We start from the raw sequence: 22,854 nt of genomic DNA, 5'->3' as shown, positions 1-22,854 counted from the left end.
GCTCAGCCCCCCGCCATGCGCTTGGGCACCCCAGGGGGCGCCGCAGGGGGAGCCAGAGGGTGGACATTCTCCAGCCCATAGCGTTCCAGCTTGGCGCGCAGGCCCACGCGCGACAGCCCCAGTTCCCGCGCCGCCTGGCTCTTGTTCCAGCGGTGGCGGATCAGCGTCTCGCGGATGATGCGCGCCTCCATGGCGCTGACCCGCTCACGCAGGTCGCCGGCCAGGCCGGCGATGTCGGTGAAGTCGTCGTCCTCGCGGGCGCCGGCCCCTTGCGGCTCCGCCCGCAGGATGTGGGGGACAGCAGGTCCGCCTCCAGCCGCCGCCCCTCGGTGCCGCGCACCACCATGCGCTGCACCTCGTTCTGCAGCTCGCGGACATTGCCGGGCCAGTCGTAGCGGGCGAGACACTCCAGCGCCTCCGGCGAAATGCCGGGGACCCGCTTGCCCATCTGCGCCATGGCCCGGTCCAGCAGCGCCTCCACCAACAGGGGCAGGTCGCCCTTGCGGTCCTTCAGGTCGGGCAGGCGGATGATCATCCCAGCCAGGCGATAGAAAAGGTCGGCGCGGAAGCGCTTGGCCCGCACCTCCTCCTCCAAATCCTTATTGGTCGCGGCGATCACGCGCACGTCCACCTTGCGGGTGCGGGAACCGCCCAGCGGCCGGACCTCCCCCTCCTGCAGAACGCGCAGCAGCTTGACCTGGAAGGCGGGGGAGACCTCACCGATCTCATCCAGGAAGACGGTGCCGCCGTCCGCCCGCTCGAACAGGCCGACATGGTCCTCGATGGCACCGGTGAAGGCGCCCTTCTTATGCCCGAACAGCTCGCTTTCCAGCAGTTCGTCGGGCAAGGCGCCGCAGTTCTCCACCACGAAGGGCTGGTTCCAGCGCAGGGAGCCGTAATGCAGCGCGCGGGCCGCCAATTCCTTGCCCGTGCCGGAGGAGCCGAACAGCAGGACCGGCACGTCGAAGGGTGCCACCTGGGCCAGGCTGCCGCACACCACCTCCATGGGGCTGCCCTTGGCGCGGACAATGCCGTCGTCGACGTTATAGGCGCGGCGCAGCTTCTCCTTCCGCTCCCCCACCACGCGGGAGGCGGCGGACGGCAGCATCTTCATTTCCACCGCCAGCAGCTCATTCTGCCGCTGCAGCGTATAGAGGCGGCAGGCCCCCTTCAGCGTCAGCAGCAGATTCTCGGGGTGCCAGGGCTTGGTGATGTACTGGAAGATGCCCGCCTGGTTAATGCCGTCGATGATGTCGTGGGCGTCGGTGTAGCCAGAAATGATCATGCGGACCACATCCGGCCAGCGCTCCTTCACCTCCGTCAGGAATTCCACGCCGGTGCGGTCCGGCATGCGCTGGTCGCACAGCACGACCTGCACCAGATGGTCGGCCAAGCGCCGCTCGGCCTCGACGGTGCTGGCGGCGGTCAGCACCTCGAAATCCTCCTCCAGGATGCGCCGCAGCGATTCAAGGGAGCGCAACTCGTCATCGACGATCAGGATGGTGGGCAGATCGGTGGAAGACTCGGCCATCGCTCCTCTCCGCTAGCAGATGCGCGGAAGCTGTTCGCCCGACAGCCAATCGACCACGCGCTGGCCGCCGATGGCGGTCGTCATGCGGACGAAACCGGGCCGGTCCACGGTAACATGACCGATCCGTGCCGCGTCACGGCCTTCCGCATGGTCGCGCATCACGGCCAGCAGCGTCTCCACATCCCCCGGCTCGCACACGCAGACCAGCTTGCCCTCATTGGCGACATTGAGGGGGTCGAGGCCCAGCAGTTCGCAGGCCGCCGCCACCTCGGGCCGGACCGGGATGGCCCGCTCCTCCAGCTGCATACCCACGCCGGCGGCGTTGGTCAGTTCGTTCAGCGTGGCGGACAGGCCGCCCCGGGTGGGGTCGCGCAGGACCGCGACACCCGGAACCACCGCGATCATATCGGCCACCATGCGGTGCAGGGCGGCGCTGTCGGACCGGATCTCCGTGCCAAATTCCAGGCCCTGGCGCTTGGACAGGATGGCGATGCCATGGTCGCCGATGGGGCCGGACAGCAAGATCACTTGCCCGGGAGCCAGCCGGCGGGGGTTTATGTCCACCCCCTCCGGCACCACGCCGATGCCGCTGGTGGTGATGAAGACGCCGTCGCCCTTGCCGCGCTCCACCACCTTGGTATCGCCCGTCGCCACGGGCACGCCGGCATCGCGGGACGCCTGCCCCATGCTGGCGGCGATACGGTCCAGGTCCGCCAGCGGAAAGCCTTCCTCGATGATGAAGGCGGCGGTCAGCGCCACCGGGCGGGCGCCCGCCATGGCCAGGTCGTTCAGCGTGCCGTGCACCGCCAGCGATCCGATATCGCCGCCGGGGAAGAACAGGGGCGAAATGACGTGGGCATCGGTCGTCACCGCGATGCGGCCGGACCCGACGTCCAGACGGGTGGCGTCATGCCCCTGCTCCAGCAGGGGGTTCGCCAGGTGCCGCAGGAAGATGTCGCGGATCAGGCGCGCCATGGCCCGGCCGCCACCGCCGTGGCTCATGTCCACGGCACCGGAAAGATCGGGGGGCGGGGTGGTCATTCGGCCGCCATCTCCGCCAGGGTTTCCATCCGCCGGTAGGTCCAGTAAGCGGCGCACGCCCCTTCGGAGGAGACCATGCAGGCGCCCATGGGGGTTTCCGGCGTGCAGGCCTTGCCGAACAGCTTGCAGTCCTTCGGCTTTTTCACGCCGCGCAGGATGGCCGGGCATTCGCAGGACTTGGTTTCGCGGCTCTGCTTTTCGCTGAGGGTGAAGCGCTTCTCGGCGTCGAAGGCGGCATACTCCGCCCGGATGGCCAGCGCGCTGTCCGGCACGCTGCCCAGGCCGCGCCATTCGAAGCTGGGCCTCAGCTCGAAGATACGGGTCACCAGCTCCTGCGCCTTGGCGTTGCCGTCCCGCGTCACCACCCGGGTGTATTGGTTCTCCACCGCCACCCGGCCCTCGTTCACCTGGTGGATCAACATCAGGACCGACTGCATCACGTCCAACGGCTCAAAGCCGGCGATGACCACAGGCTTGGCATAGCGGGCGGCCAGGAACTCATAGGGTCGGGAGCCGATGACCGCGCTGACGTGCGACGGTCCGAGGAAGCCGTCCAGACGGGCGGCCTGGCTGGGGTCGATCTCCGGCGCTTCCAGGATGTGGCGGATGGCCGGCGGGGTCAGCACATGGTTGCAGAAGACGGAAAAGTTCCCGATGCCCTCCGCCTGGGCCTGGGCGATGGCGACCGCGCTGGGTGGCGTCGTGGTCTCGAACCCGATGCCCAGGAACACCACCTCGCGCCCCGGATTGGCGCGGGCGATGTCCAGCGCGTCCAGCGTCGAATAGACCATGCGGATGTCGGCGCCGTCGGCCTTGGCCTTCAGCAGCGACCGCCGGCCGGTGCCCGGAACGCGCAGCATGTCGCCATAGCTGCACAGGATGACACCGTGCCGCTCCGCCAGTTCGATGGCGTCGTCCAGGCGACGGGCCAGCAGGATACAGACGGGACAGCCGGGGCCATGAACGAAGCGCACGTTGGCCGGCACCAAATCCTGCACGCCGTAGCGGAAAATGGCGTGGGTATGCCCGCCGCAAAACTCCATGAAATTATAGTCGCGCGCCGGGTCAGCCGCCGCGGCGATGGCGGTGGCCAGGGTGCGCGCCAGGTCGCGGTCGCGAAATTCGTCCACGTATTTCATGCCCCCACCCCCGCGCTATCCGCCGTCCCGCCCATGTCCGCCACCTCGGCCTGCAGCAGCCCCGCCTCGGCCATCATCGCCAGGGTGCGCCGCGCCTCCTCCTCACTGACGCGGTGCAGGGCATAGCCCACGTGCAGCAGCACGTAGTCCCCCACCGCCACCTCCTCCAGCAGGGCGATGGAAACCTCCTTGGCGATGCCGCCGACCGAGACGCTGGCCATCGCGCCGTCATGCAGCGCGGTCACCAAGGCGGGAATGGCGAGGCACATGATCTCCCTCCCCTATTCCGCCGCCTGGGACGGTCGGCCGGACAGGGCCATCAGGCGGGCGCCGCGGATCCAGTCCAGCCAGGCCGCCATGCCTTCGCCCGTACGGGCGGAAACCTGCAGCAGGCGCACCCGGTGATTGACCTTGCGCGCATTGGCCATGGCCACATCCACATCGAAGTCGAGATGGGGCAGCAGGTCCGTCTTGTTGATCAGCACCAGGTCGGCGGCGGCGAACATGTCGGGGTATTTCAGGGGCTTGTCCTCCCCCTCCGTCACCGACAGGATGGCCACCTTATGCGCCTCCCCCAGGTCGAAGGCCGCCGGGCAAACCAGGTTACCGACATTCTCGATGAACAGCACGGAGGCGTCGGGCGGTGCCAGATGGTCCACGGCATGGCCCACCATGTGCCCGTCCAGATGGCAGCCCTTGCCGGTGTTGATCTGGATGGCGGGGGCGCCCGTGGCCCGGATGCGGTCGGCATCGGCGCTGGTCTGCTGGTCGCCCTCGATGACCGCGCAGGGGAACTCGCCCGCCAGCAGGGCCAGGGTACGGCACAGCAGCGTGGTCTTACCCGACCCGGGGCTGGACACCAGGTTCAGCGCCAGGATGCCGGCCTTGGCGAACCGCGCGCGGTTGGCCAAGGCATAACCGTTGTTCTTGCCCAGGATGTCGGCCTCAAGCTGGATCAGGCGCGCCTGGCTCATGCCCGGGACGGCCGTGCCCGCGGGCCCCGCGCCATAGTCCAACGTCCCATCCGCACCGTGGTGGTGATGATCATGGTCATGATGGTGATGGTGATGGTGGTGATCATGATCATGATCATGATCATGATCGTGGTCATGGCTATGGTCATGCCCGTGGTCATGGTGATGTCCATGATGGTGGTGATCGTGGCCATGAGGATCGGCCTCGATCTTGACCTGGCCCTCGCCGCATCCGCAGACCGTACACATCACCTCACCTCCAATTCGCGTATCTTCATTTCTTCCCCGCCCGTCACCTGCACCTGGTGCGAACCGCAGCGGGGACAAGGGTCATAGCGCCGGCCGATAGCCACGGTCACGGCACAGGGCAGGCACCAGGCGGTGCCGGCGGTCTCGACGATCTCCAGCCGGGCGTCGGCGGCCACGCTACCGCGCATCACGACGTCGAAGCCGAAGCGCAACGCCTCCACCTCCACGCCGGACAGGGCGCCGATTTCCAGACACACCCTGTCCACGCGGCTGAAGTTTTGCGCGCGGGCCTGTTCCTCGATCAGGAGGCGGATGTTCTCGCAGATGGCCATCTCGTGCATCAGGCCACCTCGACCGCATAGTCGACGCAGGGATCCAACGCCAGCATCATCACCTCCGCCCGTCGGGCACGGTCGGCCGGCGGCCAGGCGCCCAGCCCCTGGAACTGCCGTTCCGCCGTCCCGCCCGGCGCGAATACACGATCCGTGGGCGACAGGATACGATAGCGCTCCACCTGTCCAGCCACCACGCCAACCTCATGGACCAAGGTGCCCCGGGCGCAGGGCACCGACGCCCTTCCCAGGCCCGGCCCCGTGGATAGGCCGCGCAACGGGGCGGCGTCGCCGGCGCGCAAAGCGTCCAGGCGGACCGGTACACGGCAAAGATCGATCAGCCGGGCGACATGGCACGCGATGAGGGAACCGGCGGGCAAGGCGCGGGCCAGCAGGGGATGGTCGGCATGGCGCCCCACCAGCGCCCCCGGCTCGATCTCCTCCACCGGCGTCAGCATGGACACCTCGAACAGGGTGGCGATGAAGCGCGCGGCCACCGTGCGCCCAGCGCCCGCCCAGCGGGCCAATTCTCCCGCCGAGGTCATGGCCAGCCATTCCTGCGGGCGCAAGCCGGTCACAGCGTCCGCGATCAGACCCATGGGGTCGTCCACGGCGGAAAGCGCCACGAAGGCGCGCGCGCGGGCCAGGTCCGGCGCTTCCCCCAGCAGGCGGGCCCAATCCAGGCAGATGCGCAGGCCATGCTCCCGCACCACCTCCAACCACGTCCGGATTTCACGCTCCGCCAGGGTGTCCGGCGTGGCCCCCAGGCCCAGCGCCGCCTCCACCGCCAACTCCGCCGCGTGCCCCTGGGCATGGGCGCACACGGCGAACAGCGCCCGGACCACGGCCGGCGCCCGTTTCACCGGCACGGCCGCCAACAGGCCGGTGACATCCCCGCGCGGCGTGTAGCTCAGCGTCACCGCGCCCCCCGCCTCGGCAGGCAGCCGCACAATGATGGCCGGCCGGGTCATGGCCCCGCCCCCTCACCCAGGCGGAACAGCGCCCGGCGGCTGAGCGGCGGCGGCGGTTCGATCTTGGCCGGCGGCGGGGCGGCAGGACTTCCCGCCCAGATGGTGGCCATACCATCGTCACCGGCGTCCGGCTCAGGCACCGCCATGATTTCCATCAGGGCGGCATCCGCCGTCGCGACCGCCGTCTCCTGGTCCGCGAAGTCGAACATGGGGGAGAACAAGGAGCAGCTCCAATACCCGCCCAACTCGTCCTCATGCCCCCAGATGCCTTCATAATTGCCGGACGGCAACGCCAAGGCCGTCTTCGCCCCCACCCGCCGGGGCCCTTCCTCCGCTATGGGAAACAGCAGCAGGTTCATGAACCACGGGGTCACCAGCACGCCGACCCAATGCCCGCCATGGCGGTGCAGTCCCCGCATGGCCACCGACAGCGCCGGGTTCATCACCGGCACGCCGGCCATGCGCGTCGCCGCGATGCGGGTGAAGGCGGCCTCGATACGGGCGGAAAGGGCCGGCGCGTCGGTCATTCGTCAGCCATCACCATGAAACCCGCCTTGGCGCTGTCGCACTCGGGACAGGTCCAATGCTCCGGCAGGTCCGCGAAGGGGGTCCCCGGCGGCACCTGCCAGTAGGTGTCGCCCACCGCCGGGTCGTAGACATGCCAGCAAATCTTGCATTCCAGCTTCGTCTGGGGGCCGATCTTGCTGACGTCGCCCCCGAACGATCCGGCGAAGAAATGATCCGTCACCGGTAGATCTCCAGGATCTCGCCCAGCCGCTCGGCGGAATCGGCCAAGTCCTCCGCCGCCGCCAAGGCCACCTGTGGAAGGGCGCAAATCTCGATGCTGTTCAGGATCAGCGTGTCCTGGGAATTGAAGTACTGCGTCCACCAGCAGCCGCGCGTCCCCGTCGACCGGATGCGGCAGTTGCCGTAGCCGCGCGACAGGATGACCAGACCGCCCCGCCCCAGGGCCTCATCCAGGAAGGCCAGGTCCTCCTCGGTATGGGGTAGCAGGGACAGGTTGATGACATGGCCCGGCCCGCCTGCGGCACCCAGGCGGGGGATATGCTCGTTGATCTCGGCGACCAGCGGCGGCGCGTTGAAGATGTTGGGACGCGCCGTTTCCGGCAGGATGGCCTGGTCCCGCGCGCCGTCAAAGGCGCGCTCCACCAGCCCGGTGGGGAAAGGGCCGCAATCGACATAGTCGCGCCGGCGCCGGCCGCTGCCGTCGCTTTCCCGCACCCGCCACACCCCGGCCAGGACGGATTCCTGAACTTGGACGTCGGTGCCGAACACCACCGACACTTCGCCCTCGCCCAGCAACTGGTCGACGAAGGCCAGGTTGGCGCCGTCCAGGTGCGTCAGGTCCACCTGTTGCGGGCCGGCACCGTCCACCACGCGGCTCAGGGCTGCCAGGATGGCCTCCCCCGCCGCGACACCGTGCGGCACCGCCTGGGCGGCATCGGCCTCCGGCACGTTGGCGGCGGAGAAGACGGCCATGCCGTCCGGCATGACCATGTAATCCAACCGGCCGCCGTCAAAGTCCGCGGGCTGGCTGCCTGGCCCGACCAGGCCGCCACCGCCAAGGGCCATGGGATCAGTCATCAGTCTCTCTCCTCAATGCACGGCGTCGGTGCCGCAGCCGGCGGGCAGGCGGAAGGCGGGAGGAACGCTGGGTTCACGTTCGAGGATTTCCGGGATCTCGCGCATGTAATCCGCCCAGTCGCGGATGCCTTCGATGGCGCCCAGATAGTCACCCAGACGCAGGAAGACCAAGGCGGGGTAGCGGGCGAAGCGGAAACGGCGCTGCAGCGCGCGCTCGTCCGCCCGCGCGGCGATCAGCGGCACGACATGGCCACCCATGGCATCGTCCAGTTCCGGCAGGATGGCGGCGACGTCATCGCTCTCCGCCACCCGCCAGTGATCCCCCGCCAGGAACAGCAGGGCTAACGGCTGTCCGGCGCAAACCTTCGCCAGCTCCGCCTCCCCCACCACCTGATAGCCGCGCCGGCCGATGACGGAGCGCAGCAGGGGGAAAAGTCATCGCGTGCATCACTCATGCTTCAAGCTCCGGGATGGGGCGCAAATGGTCAGGCAGTTGAGGTTCGCGGCCGATCAGGTCGGAGAAGGCGGCATCCAGATCGGCGGGCTCCCCCCGCATGACAGCCTCCAGGGCGGCCAACGCCGCGAGCGAGCGAGCGGCGGCCTCGGGGCTCATCACCTCCCGCGCGGCACCCAGAAAGGTCATGAGCCAGGTGCCCGGGGCGACGTCGCCCACCAGGCTGGTGTCGATGGTCAGTATCTGCGCGCCGGACCGGCAGCGGGCATGGCCGATGCCGGCCTCCACCACCTGCATGGGAATGCCGACACACATCAGGCGCCGCTCCCTGACGCGTCAGCCAGGGGGCCCGCCACCAGGGCTTGCATCTCCGCCTCGAAGTCCGCCGGCCCGGTCCAGCCGCCGGCGCCCAGCACCCGCGCGTCGCCGCCACGGAAGGCTGCCGCCTCATCCGGGCGCTCCGCCTCATAACGTTCCAGCATCATTTCCAGCGATCCAATCCCCTGTTCCGCCGGCAGCGGCACCAGGCGCGGGGTGGCGGCGATGCCGAAGCCCGCCAGATAGTCCAGCGCCAGCGCGATGGCCGGCTCCATCTGGGCTTTGACCTCTGGCCGCAGGCTGCCGCCGAAATCCTCCAGTTCAACCGGCTGCACGCCGATCAGCAATTGGTGGGTGGGGCCGTCGCCCATCATCTCCGCCATGGCCAGCACCTCCTGGAAGCCGGTCTGGTGCAGGGAGATTTTCTTGGCGCCCAGGAACTTCGGCACCTCCGCCCCCTCCACCCGCTTCAAGGTGCCCGGCGGCAGGGCGTAGTCGACGGCATCGAAGACGACGAGGATGTCGGTCTCGCGGATTTCCTGGACCAGGTAGATGCCCTGGGTGCCACCGTCGATCAGGCGAACGTTGGCGGGAAAGGCATAGTGGCGGTGCATATGCTCCACCGCCCGCACGCCGAACCCCTCGTCAGCCCACAACAGGTTGCCGATGCCCAGCACCAGCACGCGGAGCCCGCTTGCCGTTGTCACTTCCACGCGTTCTCACTCCCCTGTCATCCGACTTGCCGGACGTTGGACCCCTGATCAGCAAGGGACATGCCACCGCACGGTTAACCGCCGAAATGGCTGGCTCCCCTGGCCGCCGGCATCGGTCGTCGCCCCGCCAGCCGGATAGTTTCTTTCCAGTTTGGCGCCAAAGCGGAAGGCTAATATCCAGACAAAAAAGGGGGCCGCGAAGCCCCCTTCCTGACTGGAAACTTGCCTGGGCCTCAGTGTTCGTCGGTCGGCCCACCGTCGCGGAAGGTGCGCCAGCCTGAGAACATCGAGGAGATGATGGACTGGCGGGACATGATGTCCTCCCGCACGGCGGCATAGATGTGGACGATGGCGAAGATCACGATCACCCACATGGCCATGTGGTGCCAGGTGTGGACCGTCTGGCTCTGCCCGAACAGGGGGATGACCCAGCTGGTGAACAGCCGATGGATCCAGCCTGGACCCTGGCCTTCGCCATACAGGGCAAGGCCGGTGACGATCATGAACAGCGTGCCCCACACGAACAGGACGTGCATGGACAGGATGGCCAGCGGGTTGTGCCCGCTGTACTTCTTGGGCTCGCTTTCCAGCATGGCGTACCAGCGGATCTCATGGATCACGCCCAGCCAGAAGCTTTTGCGCCACACCGGCGGCCGGAAGATTTCGCGGGCATGGGTGTTGCCCACAAAGGACCAGTAGAAGCGGAAGACGAAACCGACGACCAGGATCTGCCCCGCCGAGAAGTGCAGGAAGCGGATCCAGCCGAACAGGAAATGGGCGCTGGGCTCGCCATGAATGGATGGCGGGGGTGAGCCGATCAGATAGCCGGTGACACACAGCACCAGGATGGCGGCGGCATTGGCCCAGTGCCACAAGCGCACCGGCGCCTCATAGACGTAAACCGCCTCTTCCTGATGGGCTCCCGCCTTGTGCGTTCCCGCCTTCTGAGTTCCCAGGGAGACCTCGCTCATGGCGCGTCCCCCCTTACAGCGCGGCGAGCGCGAGGCCCGCTGCGCCCAGGGTCAGGCCGGAGGCAAGGCGCCCCCAACGGGTGGCCAGCAGGCCGCCGCCCAGGCGCCAGCCGGCGGCGTGCAGCAGGGCCGACGCCACCATGAAGCCGGCGAAGTAGCCCAGCAGATGGTCTCCCGCCTCCATGCCATGGGCATAGCCATGCACCGTGGCGAACAGGGCGATGAGGCCCAGGCCCGCGGCGTCGGGCAGCAGCGGGGCCACGATCAACATGAGGCCCAGCAGGGTCACCGACAGCGCCGCCAGCGTGTCCACCGGGGCGAAGGCACCACCGGCCACGCCCGCCACCGCACCAACCGCCAGCATGGCCACGAACAGCGCCGGCGCCTGCCAGGCCCGCGCCGCCGGCCGGGTGGCCGCCCACAGGCCGACCGCCACCATGGCGGCCAGATGGTCCAGGCCCGTGAGCGGGTGGACGATGCCGGCGGCGAAGCCACCGTCATGCCCCGGATGCGCCAAGGCCGGGGTGGCGATGAAGCCCGCCGCCAGGACAGCCGCCGAGACGCGGGGGACCGATTTCGTGATGAACGTCTTCATGGGATCAGTCTCCTTGGGATCAGCGGACTTTGACTTCGGCCAGTTCCTGCCCGTCCGGCCCCATGACATGGGTGGAGCAGGCCAGGCAGGGGTCGAAGCTGTGCAGGGTGCGCAGGATTTCCACCGGCTCTTCCGCACTGGCCACCTTGGTGTTCATGAGCGACGCCTCGAAGGCGCCGATATTGCCCTTGTTGTCGCGCGGGCTGCCGTTCCAGGTGGTGGGAACCACGCACTGGTAATTGTCGATCTTGCCGTCCTTGATGCGGATCCAGTGGGCCAGCGCCCCGCGCGGCGCCTCGGTGAAGCCCACGCCCTTGACCTCGGACGGCCAGGTCTTGGGATCGAACTTCGCCGTATTGGCGGTGGAGGTGTCGCCGGCCTTGATGGTGGCGATCAGCTTGTCCAGGAAATAGCGCTGCTTGCGCGCCGCCCACTGCGCTTCCAGCGCGCGCGCCGCCGTCCGCCCCAGGGTGGAGAACAGCGCGTCCAGCGGCACGTTCAGCGCCGACAGGGTGCGGTCGACCTGGTCCTTGATCTCGGCATTGCCCTGCATATAGCCGACCAGGTAGCGGGCCAGCGGCCCCACCTCCATGGCATGCCCACGCCAGCGCGGCGCCTTGATCCAGCTGTACTTCGCCCCCTCGTCCAACTGCACGATGTTGGTGCTGGTGCCCTTGGCGTTGGGACCCAGCTGGTAATGGGGCTCGGTCACGCCGTCCCAGGGGTGCAGGCCCTTGCTCTCGTCCGGGTACTTGTACCAGCTATGCGGCACGAACTCCTGCACCTGCTCGGGATCGGTCAGGTCGACGGGGTGCACCTCCGACAGCTTGCCCTCGATGATGGCGCCATGGGGCATCAGCAGGTTGCGCGGGCTATAGTCGTTGGCCCGGTCGGGAATGTCGCCGTAGGCCAGCACCGACTTGTTCGACAAACCGCCGCCGTACAGCCAGTCCTTGTAGAAGCCGCCGATGGCGATGATGTCGGGAATGTAGACGTTCTCCACGAACTCGATGCAGCGATCGGTGATGGAAGAGACGTAGTTCAGCGACGCCATGTTCACCGGCGCGCCGGCCGCCATGTCGCCATCCAGGTTGATGGCGCAGGGAACGCCGCCCACCAGCCAGTTGGGATGGATGTCCTTGCCACCGAAGATGGTGCGGACCCGCATGATGTCCTTCTGGAAGTCCAGCGCCTCCAGATAATGGGTCACCGCCATCAGGTCGGCTTCGGGCGGCAGCTTGTAGGCCGGGTTGGTCCAGTAGCCGTTCTTGAACGGCCCCAACTGCCCGGATTCCACGAACTTGCGCAGACGGGTCTGGATGTCGCGGAAATAGCCCGGGGAACTGTTGGGATGATGGGGGGAGACTGCCTGCTGCAGCTCCGACGTGGCCTTGGGGTCCGCCTTCAGCGCGTTGACCGGGTTCACCCAGTCCAGGGCGTGGAGATGGTAGAAATGGACCAGATGGTCATGCACCTGCAGCGACAGCTGCATGATGTTGCGGATGCTGTTGGCGTTTTCCGGAATTTGGATGTTCAGGGCATTTTCCACCGCCCGCACGGAGGTCAGCGCGTGGGTGCCGGTGCAGACGCCGCAGATGCGCTGGGTGAAGGCCCAGGCGTCGCGGGGATCGCGCCCCTTCAGGATCACCTCCAGCCCGCGCCACATGGTGCCGGTGGACACGGCGTTGCGGATGACGTTGTCGCTGTCGAGGTTGACCTCGCAGCGCATGTGGCCCTCGATGCGGGTGACCGGATCGACGACAACGCGCTTGCCGCTGGTGTCGAGTTGGTAGCCGTTGGGTGTCGCAAGCGTGGGCATCAGTCCTGTCCCTCTCTCTTATCGTTGGCACCGCTGCTGTTGGAGCGGGCGCGCTTGACCGCGCTGGCCGCGGCATGCACCGCGGCGGCGGCGCCGACGATGCCGGCGGCCGTGCCGCCGATCTTGTCGGCGTTGGCCTCGATGCCGAAGCCATGGACATCGCTCAGGCGTTCATAGAAGCCGCCCTTGTCCCAGAAGCCATCCTCGGAACAGCCGATGCAGGGATGGCCGGCCTGGATGGGGAAGCTGAGGCCCCCGTTCCAGCGCACGGTGGAGCAGGCGTTGTAGGTGGTCGGGCCCTTGCAGCCGACCTTGTAAAGGCAGTAGCCGCGGCGCGCGCCCTCGTCATCGAAGCTTTCCACGAACTGGCCGGCGTCGAAGTGCGGGCGGCGGTAGCATTTGTCGTGGATGCGCTGGGAATAGAACATCTTCGGCCGGCCCTGCATGTCCAGTTCCGGGAAGCGGTCGAAGGTCAGGATATAGGCGATGACCGCCGTCATGACCTCGGCGATGGGCGGGCAGCCCGGCACCTTGATGATGGGCTTGGCCGGCAGGCCGGGCACCTTGTGGATGGGGGTGGCCTGGGTGGGGTTGGGCCGGGCGGCCTGGACGCAGCCCCAGCTGGCGCAGCTGCCCCAGCTGATGATGGCCTTGCAATGGTCGGCCGCCTTCTTCAACTGCTCCAGGTACGGCTTGCCGCCGATGATGCAGCTCATCCCCTCCTGGTTCAGCGGGGGGTTGCCCTCGCACGCCAGGATGAAGTTGCCGTTATACTTCTCGATGGTCTCGTCGATGATGGATTCGGCCTGGAAGCCCGCCGCCGCCATGATGGTGTCGTCATAGTCGAGGCTGATCATCGACAGGATGACGTCCTTGGCCAGGGGATGGGCCGACCGGATGAAGCTTTCCGAACAGCAGGTGCATTCCAGGCCGTGCAGCCATAGCACCGGGATGCGCGGCTTGGTCTCCATGGCGGTTTCGATGGCCTGGGCGTAGGAGGGGCCCAGGCCCAGCGCCGCGGCCGTCAGGCTGCAAAATTTGGTGAAGCTTCGCCGGGTGATGCCCTGCCGGCGCATCACCTCGTAAAACGTCTCGCTCGCCATTCCGGCATTTCCTCCAACGTCCCCGGCGGGGCTGTCTCGTCCCGCATCACCACACAGTTTGGCAAGAAGCATGCCAAGCCGTGATTTAAGGGAATTCAAGGGATTGGGCGTGCCCGCCGGAGCCGTGGGGATGGTAAGCGGCTTTCCGACTGTAAGGTAACCTCGCAGCCGCCGAGGCTAGATCAGCCCCAATTCCAACCGGGCCGTCTCTGTCATCCGTTCCCGCGTCCAGGGCGGATCCCACACCAGATCGACCAGCACCACGCTGACGCCCGGCACCAGCGAAACCAGGTTTTGAACCTGGCCTGGCAACATCGTTGCCACCGGACAGGCGGGCGTGGTCAGGGTCATTTCGACGTGGACCAGACCGTCCCGGCGGACCAGCACCTGGTAGATCAGGCCGAGATCGACCAGATTGACCGGAATCTCCGGGTCCTGCACGGCGCGCAGCGCCTCGAACACCGCCGCCTTCAGGGCCGGGGAGCCCTCGTCCACGCTTGGATCGGCCGACAACGGTTCTTCCTGGATGACGCCCATGGCCCCTACTCCGTCTTCACCGGCACGGGCAGGCCGCCGCCTTTCAGCGCCGCCTCCAGCGTGTGCCAAGCCAGGGTCGCGCACTTCACCCGCGCCGGGTAAGCCTTGACCCCCGCCAGGGGCTGCAGCCGCTCCCCGTCCTCCACCAGCGCGTCGGGCAGTTCCGACGCCGTGTCGCTGGTCACCGTGCCATGGAAATGGCCGAACAGGGCCTCCGCCTCCGCCAGCGTCTTGTTCAGCACGATCTCCGTCATCAGCGATGCCGACGCGGTGGAGATGGCGCAGCCCTTGCCCTCGAAACTGACCTCCGCGATGCGCTCCCCTTCCAGCCGCAGGAAGATGCTCACCTTGTCCCCGCACAGCGGATTATGGCCGTGGGCGAAATGGCTGGGCTCCGTCAGCACCCGGAAATTGCGGGGGGAGCGGCCGTGGTCGAGGATGATGTCCTGGTAAAGATCGCGCAAATCCATGGGACTTTCCCCTTTTCACCGGGTCGCGGCGCCGAACAGCCTCTGCGCCGCGCGGATGGCCTCCGCCAGGCGGTCCACGTCCCCTTCCGTGCTGTAGACCCCGAAGGAGGCACGCGCCGTCGCCGGCAGGTCCAGGCGATCCATCAGCGGCTGGGCGCAGTGATGGCCGGCCCGCACGGCGACGTCGTGCTGATCGAAGATGGTGGCGAGGTCATGGGGATGGATGCCGTCCACCAGGAACGACAGCGCCCCCAGCCGGTGCCCCCCCACCCCCACCAGCGTCACGCCCGGCATCTCCGCCAGCAGCACCTCGGCATAGCGGGTCAGGGCCGCCTCATGATCGCGGATGGCGGCCCGGCCCAGGCCGTCCATGAAATCCAAGGCCATGGCCAGGCCGATGGCGCCGGAGATGTCGGGGGTGCCCGCCTCGAACCGCTGGGGGGCGTCCTGATAGGTCGTCTCGGCGAAATTGACGGTGCGGATCATGTCCCCGCCGCCCTGCCAGGGCGGCATGGCGTCCAGCAGCGCGCGCTTGGCGTACAGCGCGCCGATGCCCGTCGGGCCATAGCATTTGTGGCCGGAGAAGACATAGAAGTCACAGCCCAGCGCCCGCACATCCACCGGCAGGCGCGGCACCGCCTGGCAGCCGTCCAGCAACACCTTGGCCCCCTGCGCGTGGGCCAGACGCACCACCTCCGCCACCGGCACGATATGGCCGGTGACATTGGCCAGGTGGGTCATGGCCACCAGGCGGGTGCGCGGGCCCAGCAGGCGCTCGAACGCCGCCAGGTCCAGGCCGCCATCGGCGCCGATGGGCGCGACCACCAGCTCGATGCCCAGGCGCTGGCGCAGCATCTGCCACGGCACGATGTTGGAGTGGTGTTCCAGTTCCGATACCACCACCTGGTCCCCGGGGCGCAGGAAGGCCGCCCCCCAGGATTGGGCCACCAGGTTGATGCCCTCTGTGGCGCCCCGCACGAAAACGATCTCCGACGGGTCGGCGGCGTTCAGGAAGCGCGCCACGGTTTCCCGCGCCGCCTCGAACCGGGCGGTGGACCGGGCGCTCAAGCCATAGACGCCTCGGTGCACGTTGGCGTAGTCGGTGCGATAGAACTCCGCCACGCCGTCGATCACGGCGCGCGGCTTCTGGGCGCTGGCGGCGGTGTCCAGGAACACCAGGCCGGGGTTGCGCCCGAAGATGGGGAACTGGCGGCGGATCGCCAGGGGATCGAAGGTGGTGGTGTCCGGCCAGGTCTCCGCCCGGTCTTCCAGCAGCATGGTCATGAGTCCCTCCCGTCCAGCCAGCTCCGCAGATGCCGATGGGCCAGTTCCGCCAAGGCGGTGGGCAAGCCGACGGCGTCGAGGACCTCCGCCGCGAATGCCTCAACCAGCATGCGGCGGGCCGTTTCCGGGTCGATGCCACGGGCCTGGAGATAGAACAGCGCGGCCTCGTCCAGGCTGCCGACGGTGGCGCCGTGGGCGCACTTGACATCATCGGCCAGGATTTCAAGCTCGGGCTTGGTGTCGATGCGGGCTGTCGGGCTCAGCAGCAGGTTGCGGTTGACCTGGCGGGCATCGGTGCCGTCGGCCCCCGGCGCCACGGCCAGGGTGCCTAGGAACACGCCATGCGACGCCCCCGCCAGCACGCCCTTCACCACCTCATCCGTGCGGCAACCCAACCCCAAATGATCGGCCCGAACGGACAGCGTCGCCTCCTGCCCCCCATCCAGCAGATAAGCGCCGTACAATCGGAATTCGGCCTCGTCACCGGCCAGGACGACCGCCATGTCCCGGCGGGAGAGACGCGCACCGGTGATGACCGCACACGCATCGTAACGCGCCCGGTCCGCCAGCACCGCCCGCACCGCCGCCGTGTGGCAGGCCGCCGGCCCTTCCGCCTGGATGTGCAGGTGGGTCAGGACCGCGTCCGCCCCCAGGGTGACGACGCCAACAGTATTGCCCCAGCTGGCTACCCCCCCGTCATTTTCACCATCCGGGCCGACCGCCGTCTCCACCACCGTGGCGCGGGAGCCGGCGCCCAGGGCGATGTGCAGACGGACGTGGGCGCCGGCCGTGACGGTGTGGTGGATGACCTCCACCGGGGTTTCCAGGATCACGCCCGGCTCCAGCGCCAGAACCACCCCGTCGGTGAACAGAGCGGCGTTCAGCGCGGCCAACGCCCCGCCCTCATCGCCAAAGGCGCCTTCCAGCAGGTCCGGGCGCTGGTGTAGCGTCTCCGCCACCGACGCCAGCCATACGCCATCCGGCAGCGCCGGCCCGGCCGACAGCGACGGCGCGACGCGGCCATTGGCCAGCACCAGCCGGTGGGTGGCGGCGGGCAGCAGCCAGGGCGCCAGCGACGCCGGGGACGGCAGGTCATTGGCCGCCACCCTTGGCAGGGGCGCCGCCGTCGTCAGCGGCTCCAGGTCGGTGAACCGCCATGCCTCCTGCCGACGGGTGGGGAAACCCAGCAGGGCGAACCGGTCCATTTCCGCGCGCCGGCGGAACGTGAGCCAGACGGGTTCCACCAGGGTCGCCAGCATCTGGTCGAAACCCTCACGGAAGGGGGCGCTATCGTCGGTCATCAGCATGGCTCCCCCCGCCTCAAGCCGCATCGACCAGATGGGCGTAGCCGGTGCGCTCCAGCTCCGCGGCGAAGGTCTTGTCGCCCGAGGCGACGATGCGGCCATCGGCCAGGACATGGACCCGGTCGGGCACGATATAATCCAGCAGCCGCTGGTAATGGGTGATCATGACGATGGCGCGGGCCGGGTCGCGCAGGCGGTTGACCCCGTCCGACACGGCGCGCAGGGCGTCAATATCCAGGCCGCTGTCCGTCTCATCCAGGATGGCCAGCCGGGGTTCCAGCATGGCCATTTGGAAAATCTCGTTCCGCTTCTTCTCGCCGCCGGAAAAGCCGACATTGACCGCGCGCCGCAGCAGGTCGTCGCCGATGTCCAGCAGCTTCAGACGCTCCCGCACCGACTTCAGGAATTGCTGCGCGTCCAGCTCCGCCTGTCCGCGCTGGCGCCGCCCGGCGTTGAGCGCGGCGCGCAGGAAGTACATGTTGTTCACGCCTGGAATCTCCACCGGGTACTGGAAGGCCAGGAACACCCCTTCCCGCGCCCGCTCATCCGCCGGCATGGCCAGCAGATCGTGGCCCAGGTAGCGCACGGTCCCCTCCGTCACCTCATAGCCCGGCTTGCCGGCCAGCACGCTGGACAGGGTGCTTTTGCCAGCGCCGTTGGGGCCCATGATGGCGTGCACCTCCCCGGGCGACACGTCCAGGTCGATGCCCTTCAGCACCTCGCGCCCCCCCGCGATGCGGGCCCGCAATCCACGGATTTCCAGAAGCTTGCTCATAATGGTTCCCTTCACTGGGTCGGGGTGGCGGGAAGGGGCAGGCGGCCTAGCCGACGCTGCCTTCGAGGCTAACGGCCAGAAGCTTCTGCGCCTCGACCGCGAATTCCATGGGCAGTTCGTTCAGCACTTCCTTGCAGAAGCCGTTCACGATCAGCGACAGCGCGTCCTCCGCCGTCAGGCCGCGCTGCTGGCAGTAAAACATCTGGTCGTCGCTGATCTTGGAGGTGGTCGCCTCATGCTCCACCGTGGCGCCGGGGTGGCGCACATCAAGGTAGGGCACGGTGTGGGCGCCGCAGCGCTTGCCGATCAGCAGGCTGTCGCATTGGGTGTAGTTGCGGGCACCATCCGCGCCGGACAGCACCTTGACCTGGCCGCGGTAGGTGTTCTGCCCCCGCCCGGCGGAGATGCCCTTGGAAATGACGGTCGAGGTGGTGTTGCGACCGATATGGATCATCTTCGTGCCGGTGTCGGCCTGCTGGCGGTTGTTGGTGATCGCCACGGAATAGAAGGCGCCCGTCGCCCCCTCGCCCTCCAGCAGGCAGCTGGGGTATTTCCAGGTGATGGCCGACCCCGTCTCCACCTGCGCCCAGCTGATCTTGGACCGAGCGCCCCGGCAGGCGCCGCGCTTGGTGACGAAGTTGTAGATGCCGCCCTTGCCGTTCTCATCCCCGGGGTACCAGTTCTGGACGGTGGCGTATTTGATCTCCGCATCCTCCAGGGCGACCAGTTCCACCACGGCGGCGTGCAGTTGGTTCTCGTCACGCTGCGGGGCGGTGCACCCCTCCAGATAGCTGACATAGGCCCCCTTGTCGGCGATCAGCAGGGTGCGTTCGAACTGGCCGGTCTTGGCGGCGTTGATGCGGAAGTAGGTGGACAGCTCCATGGGGCAGCGCACGCCCGGCGGGACGTAGACGAAGGAGCCGTCGCTGAACACGGCGGAGTTCAGGGCGGCGAAGAAATTATCGCCCTGCGGCACCACGGAACCGAGGTAGCGCCGCACCAGGTCCGGGTGTTCCCGCACAGCCTCGCCGAAGGAACAGAAGATGATGCCGAGGTCGGCCAGCTTGTCCTTGAAGGTGGTGGCGACGGAGACGCTGTCGAACACGGCGTCCACCGCCACCCCGGCCAAGGCCGCGCGCTCCCCCAGCGGGATGCCCAGCTTCTCATACGTCTTCAACAGCTCGGGATCGACCTCATCCAGGCTCTTCGGGCCGGCGGCCACCTTGGGCGCGGAGTAGTAGCTGGCGGCCTGGTAATCGATGGGAGCGATGTCCAGCTTAGCCCAGTCCGGGGGTGTCATGGTTTGCCAGCGGCGGAAGGCTTTCAACCGCCACTCCAGCAGCCACCCGGGCTCCCCCTTCTTGGCGGAGATGAAGCGGACGGTGTCCTCGTTCAGGCCCGGTGGCGCGTCGTCGGTCTCGACCTCGGTCACGAAGCCGTACTTGTACCCATCGCCTTGGACGATGCCGTCCAGAACGTCGGGCGCCGTGGCGCTGCTGGCGGGGCGGTTGGCGGTCGTGATGTCCGACATGATGGCCGATCCGGTCGTGGCTGGGCTTGCCCAATACGTTCAGCAACCTGCGTGCCAGCGGCGACGTCCCGCTTTTCCGCGCTTTTCCAAGGGATTGGCGCGTCCGTAACCCGACGTTTGTCACAATCCCGACAGGGGGATTCACCACCAAGGGCCGCCGTGGGCGCCAATACGGCCGACACGCACGGGGGTTCGGCCCCCTACACGCGGCGGCACGATTTCTGCAGTTTCCCAAGCGGGAAATGGCGACACGGCACAGGAGCGGAAGCAGCCATGGCAATTGAAGCGACCGTCCAGACGACGATCTATGAGGCCATCGGCGGCCAGGCCGCTATCAGCCGGCTGGTGGAAGCGTTCTACCATGAGATGGACACGGCGCCGGAGGCCCGGCAACTGCGTGCCCTGCACGCGGCCGACCTGGCGGAAACGAAGCGCGTCCTGATTCTGTATCTGGCGCAATGGATGGGCGGCCCCAACGCCTATTTGGCGGAGCGGGGGCATCCGCGCCTCCGCGCGCGACATATGGGCTTCAGGATCGGCACGGCGGAGCGCGACGCCTGGATGCTGTGCATGGTCCGGGCGCTGACGGTCACCGTTCCGGATGACGCGATCCGCCAGGCCATCCTGGGCGCGTTGGCGCCCCTGGCCGACTGGATGCGCAACCAGCCGGAAACGGAAGCGGGCGCCGCGCCCGGATGACCCGGCCGCGGCGCCCCTCAGAAAGGCGGCGGCCTATTGGGCGGCGGCCGCCCCCTTCAAGCCTTCGATCTCCGACCGCCCCAGGCGGAAGACACCCCGCCCACCGGCAAAGGTCTGGTACTGGTCGGCCGCCTTCACGCTCAGCAGGTTGAACCAGGCTTGCGGGGAGAGGGCCGGCGGCCTCTCCCCGATCTCCGTCACCGAGCCGTCCGGCGCGAAGCGGACGTGGATCATCACCGTTTCGACGTGCATTCGCCCCTCCTGTCTTATAGGCCGGACCCGAAGCCCAGCAGTTCCACCTTGATGGGTTCGGTCCCCAGCACCTTGGCCTGGCAGGCCAAACGCGACTTCGACCCCACGCCCACCATGGCGTCCAGCCGCTCGTTCTCCTCCCGCGCGATACGGGACAGGCCCTTGCGGCCCTCCTGAACGAACACATGGCAGGTGCCGCAGGAGGCGTTGCCGTTGCACTTGTGGGTCAAGGTCTCGTCCGCGGCCAGGATGGCGGCCAGCAGGGTCATACCCTCGGCGGCGTCCACAGTCTTGCCGGACGGCAGGATGGTGAGAAGTGACATGGAAAACGCTCCCTGAAATCTTTGAGGCTGGAATGGTGAGGAATGGATCAGTAGATCGCGGCCCCGGCGCCGACATTGACGGAGGCGTCCTTCATGGTCTCCACCACATAGGCGATCTGGTCTTCGCCGAGGTGTGTGTGGAACGGCAGAGCCACCGCGCGGTCCGCCACCTTCTCGGTCACGAAGTAGTCGCCACGGCGGTAACCCAGGTCGAAATAGTGCCGCTGCAGATGCAGGGGCTGGCAGTAGGCGGCGGCCTCAACCTCCGCCAGGCGCAGATCCTCGACGATGGCGTCGCGGCTGGATCGGGAAAAGCGGGTGCCCAGCTGAACCAGGTACAGGAACCAGTTCACCTCGGTGACATCCGGCCCGATGTAGGGGTCCTTGATGCCCTCGAAGGACTGGACGTACTTGAAATACAGGTGCTGCACGCCCCGGCGCTTTTCCAGGATTTCGTCCAGCCGCCGCAACTGGGCCAGCCCGAGGGCCGCCGCCAGGTCGCTCAAGCCCGCCTGATAGGGCGGCGTGCCCCCCACCACCACGGAGGTGCGTTCCGCCAGACTGTGGCGGCACTGCCGGCGCAGGGCCATGGCGATGTCGGTATCGTCCGTCACCACCATGCCGCCCTCGCCACAGCACAGCGCGCCGGGCTGGGAGAAATCGAACACGGCGGTGTCTCCGAAGGTACCGACCAAGGCGCCCCGATACCGTGAGCCGATGGCCTCGGTCGAATCTTCGATCAGGACCAGGTCATGCGCCGTCGCCAGGTCCCGCAACGCCGACCAGGCCGCTGGGTGGCCATTGGTGTTGGCGGCCACGATGGCGCGCGTGGCGGAGGTGACGCGGGCGGCCGCCTTTTCCGGCGCCAGCGTCCCCGCCCAATAATCAATGTCGGCGAAGACCGGCCGGGCGCCACACAGGCTGACGGCGTGCTGCGTCTCACGGAAGCCGTAGGGGGAGACGATGACCTCATCCCCCGGCCCGATGCCCTGCGCCCGCAAGGCCATCAGCAGTCCCAGCGTACCGCTGGCCACCGCCACGGCATGGCGCCGCCCCAGATAGGCGGCAAACGCCGCCTCGAACGCCGCCGTCACCGCCCCGACCCCCAGGGTGGGGGAGCGCAGCACCCGCTCCACCGCCGCCAGATCCGCGGGCGTGATGTCCGGATCGCTGAGGCGGATCAGGCCATCCGCCTCCGGAACCTCGGCCAGGGCGGTCATGGCGCACCCCGCCGGGCCAGCAGAACGCCGGTGGCGTGCGCGGGCTCATCCGTCAGGCGGACGCAATGCCCACTGCCGTCCAAAAGATGCACGTCGAAGCCGCCGTAACGGCGGAACGGGTCCTCGGCCACATCCGCCGCGTCGCACCGCGTCCAGGCCAGATGGGGCAGCTGGTGGCGCAGCGTGGCGAAGACATCCTCCGCCGCTGCGCCCAGGATGGCATCCATCGTCGCCAGATCCTCTCCACTCACCGCCATGTCATCCCCCGTCATTGCCAGAACTGCCGGTCGGCATCGACGTTCAGCAGGTCCAACAGGTCACTCAACCGGCCGAAGGCGCCGTGCAGTTCCCAGACGCCCTGGACATGGTCCTTGCGAAACAGCCGCCAGGTCCCCTGGCTGAACTGGATCAGCGCCACGTCGACCACCCCGCCCTCGCGGTCCACATTGCGGGAACAGCAGGGGCTTTCGATGCGGTAGCCGCCCGCCGCCGGCACGACGGTGGGGCGGACGTAGAGATAGCGCTGGCGCGATCGCAGGGCGCGCTCGATGCGCTTGCGGTCCACGTCGTTGGGATGCCCCCCGATGGGGAGACTTTGCGATGCCGCCATCATGCACATAGCCCCTCCCCTGGGCCCTTCCGCC

At 68.0% G+C, this 22,854-nt stretch carries 30 protein-coding genes; 1 reads left to right on the top strand and 29 read right to left on the bottom strand.

Features of this window, described 5'->3' with window-relative positions:
- Window positions 1-2: 2 nt before the first annotated feature.
- The 24 genes from UCD39_RS08690 to sufB all read right to left on the bottom strand — a co-directional run bounded on the left by UCD39_RS08690 (window position 3) and on the right by sufB (window position 19,716).
- Window positions 3-191, bottom strand: coding sequence for a helix-turn-helix domain-containing protein (locus tag UCD39_RS08690; RefSeq protein WP_330495656.1), 189 nt, complete (start codon window positions 189-191; stop codon window positions 3-5).
- Window positions 161-1,531, bottom strand: a complete 1,371-nt coding sequence (locus tag UCD39_RS08685; RefSeq protein ID WP_330495655.1) for a sigma-54-dependent transcriptional regulator — start codon at window positions 1,529-1,531, stop codon at window positions 161-163. Before UCD39_RS08685 ends, UCD39_RS08690 begins: the two co-directional genes overlap by 31 nt.
- Before the next feature lie 12 nt (window positions 1,532-1,543).
- Window positions 1,544-2,572: a hydrogenase expression/formation protein HypE gene (gene hypE / locus UCD39_RS08680; protein WP_330495654.1), complete on the bottom strand. Its 1,029-nt coding sequence runs from the start codon at window positions 2,570-2,572 to the stop codon at window positions 1,544-1,546.
- On the bottom strand, window positions 2,569-3,711 hold the full coding sequence (gene hypD / locus UCD39_RS08675; protein WP_330495653.1) for a hydrogenase formation protein HypD: 1,143 nt from the start codon (window positions 3,709-3,711) through the stop codon (window positions 2,569-2,571). Before hypD ends, hypE begins: the two co-directional genes overlap by 4 nt.
- Window positions 3,708-3,980 (bottom strand): HypC/HybG/HupF family hydrogenase formation chaperone, encoded by a 273-nt coding sequence (locus UCD39_RS08670; RefSeq protein WP_330495652.1) that lies wholly within the window; start codon window positions 3,978-3,980, stop codon window positions 3,708-3,710. Before UCD39_RS08670 ends, hypD begins: the two co-directional genes overlap by 4 nt.
- Window positions 3,981-3,992: 12 nt before the next feature.
- Complete coding sequence (gene hypB / locus UCD39_RS08665; RefSeq protein ID WP_330495651.1) at window positions 3,993-4,934, bottom strand: hydrogenase nickel incorporation protein HypB; 942 nt, start codon at window positions 4,932-4,934, stop codon at window positions 3,993-3,995.
- Window positions 4,934-5,275: a hydrogenase maturation nickel metallochaperone HypA gene (hypA, locus tag UCD39_RS08660; RefSeq protein WP_330495650.1), complete on the bottom strand. Its 342-nt coding sequence runs from the start codon at window positions 5,273-5,275 to the stop codon at window positions 4,934-4,936. Before hypA ends, hypB begins: the two co-directional genes overlap by 1 nt.
- Window positions 5,275-6,237, bottom strand: coding sequence for a hypothetical protein (locus UCD39_RS08655; RefSeq protein WP_330495649.1), 963 nt, complete (start codon window positions 6,235-6,237; stop codon window positions 5,275-5,277). The genes hypA and UCD39_RS08655 overlap by 1 nt, the downstream gene beginning before the upstream one ends.
- Window positions 6,234-6,764, bottom strand: a complete 531-nt coding sequence (hybE, locus tag UCD39_RS08650; RefSeq protein ID WP_330495648.1) for a [NiFe]-hydrogenase assembly chaperone HybE — start codon at window positions 6,762-6,764, stop codon at window positions 6,234-6,236. Before hybE ends, UCD39_RS08655 begins: the two co-directional genes overlap by 4 nt.
- Window positions 6,761-6,985, bottom strand: coding sequence for a rubredoxin (locus UCD39_RS08645; RefSeq protein ID WP_330495647.1), 225 nt, complete (start codon window positions 6,983-6,985; stop codon window positions 6,761-6,763). Before UCD39_RS08645 ends, hybE begins: the two co-directional genes overlap by 4 nt.
- Window positions 6,982-7,842, bottom strand: coding sequence for a hydrogenase expression/formation protein (locus UCD39_RS08640; protein ID WP_330495646.1), 861 nt, complete (start codon window positions 7,840-7,842; stop codon window positions 6,982-6,984). The genes UCD39_RS08645 and UCD39_RS08640 overlap by 4 nt, the downstream gene beginning before the upstream one ends.
- Before the next feature lie 12 nt (window positions 7,843-7,854).
- Window positions 7,855-8,229 carry a thioredoxin domain-containing protein gene (locus UCD39_RS08635; protein WP_330495645.1) on the bottom strand — a complete coding sequence of 125 codons (375 nt, stop codon included), beginning with the start codon at window positions 8,227-8,229 and terminating at the stop codon, window positions 7,855-7,857.
- A gap of 64 nt (window positions 8,230-8,293) precedes the next feature.
- Window positions 8,294-8,611, bottom strand: a complete 318-nt coding sequence (locus tag UCD39_RS08630) for a HypC/HybG/HupF family hydrogenase formation chaperone (RefSeq protein ID WP_330495644.1) — start codon at window positions 8,609-8,611, stop codon at window positions 8,294-8,296.
- Window positions 8,611-9,327 (bottom strand): HyaD/HybD family hydrogenase maturation endopeptidase, encoded by a 717-nt coding sequence (locus UCD39_RS08625; RefSeq protein WP_330495643.1) that lies wholly within the window; start codon window positions 9,325-9,327, stop codon window positions 8,611-8,613. Before UCD39_RS08625 ends, UCD39_RS08630 begins: the two co-directional genes overlap by 1 nt.
- A gap of 233 nt (window positions 9,328-9,560) precedes the next feature.
- Complete coding sequence (gene cybH, locus UCD39_RS08620; protein ID WP_330495642.1) at window positions 9,561-10,298, bottom strand: Ni/Fe-hydrogenase, b-type cytochrome subunit; 738 nt, start codon at window positions 10,296-10,298, stop codon at window positions 9,561-9,563.
- A gap of 13 nt (window positions 10,299-10,311) precedes the next feature.
- A complete protein-coding gene (locus UCD39_RS08615; protein WP_330495641.1) occupies window positions 10,312-10,893 on the bottom strand; it encodes a HupE/UreJ family protein in 582 nt (193 codons plus the stop codon).
- 19 nt (window positions 10,894-10,912) lie between these two features.
- Window positions 10,913-12,712: a nickel-dependent hydrogenase large subunit gene (locus tag UCD39_RS08610; RefSeq protein WP_330495640.1), complete on the bottom strand. Its 1,800-nt coding sequence runs from the start codon at window positions 12,710-12,712 to the stop codon at window positions 10,913-10,915.
- Complete coding sequence (locus UCD39_RS08605; RefSeq protein WP_330495639.1) at window positions 12,712-13,815, bottom strand: hydrogenase small subunit; 1,104 nt, start codon at window positions 13,813-13,815, stop codon at window positions 12,712-12,714. Before UCD39_RS08605 ends, UCD39_RS08610 begins: the two co-directional genes overlap by 1 nt.
- Window positions 13,816-13,992: 177 nt before the next feature.
- Window positions 13,993-14,352, bottom strand: a complete 360-nt coding sequence (locus tag UCD39_RS08600; protein WP_330495638.1) for an iron-sulfur cluster assembly protein — start codon at window positions 14,350-14,352, stop codon at window positions 13,993-13,995.
- A 5-nt stretch (window positions 14,353-14,357) separates the two neighbouring features.
- The gene (gene sufU / locus UCD39_RS08595) at window positions 14,358-14,822 is read right to left on the bottom strand and encodes a Fe-S cluster assembly sulfur transfer protein SufU (protein WP_330495637.1); all 465 of its coding nucleotides are present in this window, start codon (window positions 14,820-14,822) and stop codon (window positions 14,358-14,360) included.
- A 15-nt stretch (window positions 14,823-14,837) separates the two neighbouring features.
- A complete protein-coding gene (locus tag UCD39_RS08590) occupies window positions 14,838-16,106 on the bottom strand; it encodes an aminotransferase class V-fold PLP-dependent enzyme (RefSeq protein WP_330495636.1) in 1,269 nt (422 codons plus the stop codon).
- Window positions 16,103-17,407 (bottom strand): Fe-S cluster assembly protein SufD, encoded by a 1,305-nt coding sequence (sufD, locus tag UCD39_RS08585; RefSeq protein WP_330495635.1) that lies wholly within the window; start codon window positions 17,405-17,407, stop codon window positions 16,103-16,105. Before sufD ends, UCD39_RS08590 begins: the two co-directional genes overlap by 4 nt.
- A gap of 19 nt (window positions 17,408-17,426) precedes the next feature.
- Window positions 17,427-18,185 (bottom strand): Fe-S cluster assembly ATPase SufC, encoded by a 759-nt coding sequence (sufC, locus tag UCD39_RS08580; protein ID WP_322485381.1) that lies wholly within the window; start codon window positions 18,183-18,185, stop codon window positions 17,427-17,429.
- Between the two features lie 46 nt (window positions 18,186-18,231).
- Window positions 18,232-19,716 carry a Fe-S cluster assembly protein SufB gene (sufB, locus tag UCD39_RS08575; protein WP_330495634.1) on the bottom strand — a complete coding sequence of 495 codons (1,485 nt, stop codon included), beginning with the start codon at window positions 19,714-19,716 and terminating at the stop codon, window positions 18,232-18,234.
- Between the two features lie 273 nt (window positions 19,717-19,989).
- On the opposite strand from sufB, the gene UCD39_RS08570 reads away from it, so the two are divergent.
- Complete coding sequence (locus tag UCD39_RS08570) at window positions 19,990-20,415, top strand: group II truncated hemoglobin (protein WP_330495633.1); 426 nt, start codon at window positions 19,990-19,992, stop codon at window positions 20,413-20,415.
- Between the two features lie 33 nt (window positions 20,416-20,448).
- Here UCD39_RS08570 and UCD39_RS08565 read toward each other — a convergent pair whose 3' ends face one another.
- The 5 genes from UCD39_RS08565 to UCD39_RS08545 are packed head-to-tail and all read right to left on the bottom strand — an operon-like array spanning window position 20,449 to window position 22,823.
- Window positions 20,449-20,667, bottom strand: coding sequence for a hypothetical protein (locus UCD39_RS08565; RefSeq protein ID WP_330495632.1), 219 nt, complete (start codon window positions 20,665-20,667; stop codon window positions 20,449-20,451).
- Between the two features lie 14 nt (window positions 20,668-20,681).
- On the bottom strand, window positions 20,682-20,990 hold the full coding sequence (locus tag UCD39_RS08560) for a 2Fe-2S iron-sulfur cluster-binding protein (RefSeq protein ID WP_145734561.1): 309 nt from the start codon (window positions 20,988-20,990) through the stop codon (window positions 20,682-20,684).
- 47 nt (window positions 20,991-21,037) lie between these two features.
- Entirely contained in the window at window positions 21,038-22,210 is a 1,173-nt protein-coding gene (locus UCD39_RS08555) for a DegT/DnrJ/EryC1/StrS family aminotransferase (RefSeq protein WP_330495631.1), read from the bottom strand.
- The gene (locus UCD39_RS08550; protein ID WP_330495630.1) at window positions 22,207-22,467 is read right to left on the bottom strand and encodes a DUF6129 family protein; all 261 of its coding nucleotides are present in this window, start codon (window positions 22,465-22,467) and stop codon (window positions 22,207-22,209) included. Before UCD39_RS08550 ends, UCD39_RS08555 begins: the two co-directional genes overlap by 4 nt.
- An 11-nt stretch (window positions 22,468-22,478) precedes the next feature.
- Entirely contained in the window at window positions 22,479-22,823 is a 345-nt protein-coding gene (locus UCD39_RS08545; RefSeq protein ID WP_211102177.1) for a DUF3024 domain-containing protein, read from the bottom strand.
- Window positions 22,824-22,854: the final 31 nt, after the last annotated feature.

This window comes from Nitrospirillum karajorum (assembly GCF_036348415.1).
Classification (GTDB): domain Bacteria; phylum Pseudomonadota; class Alphaproteobacteria; order Azospirillales; family Azospirillaceae; genus Nitrospirillum; species Nitrospirillum amazonense_B.
The sequence above is the reverse complement of the archived record's forward strand: the minus strand, read 5'-3'. Positions and strand labels throughout refer to the sequence as shown.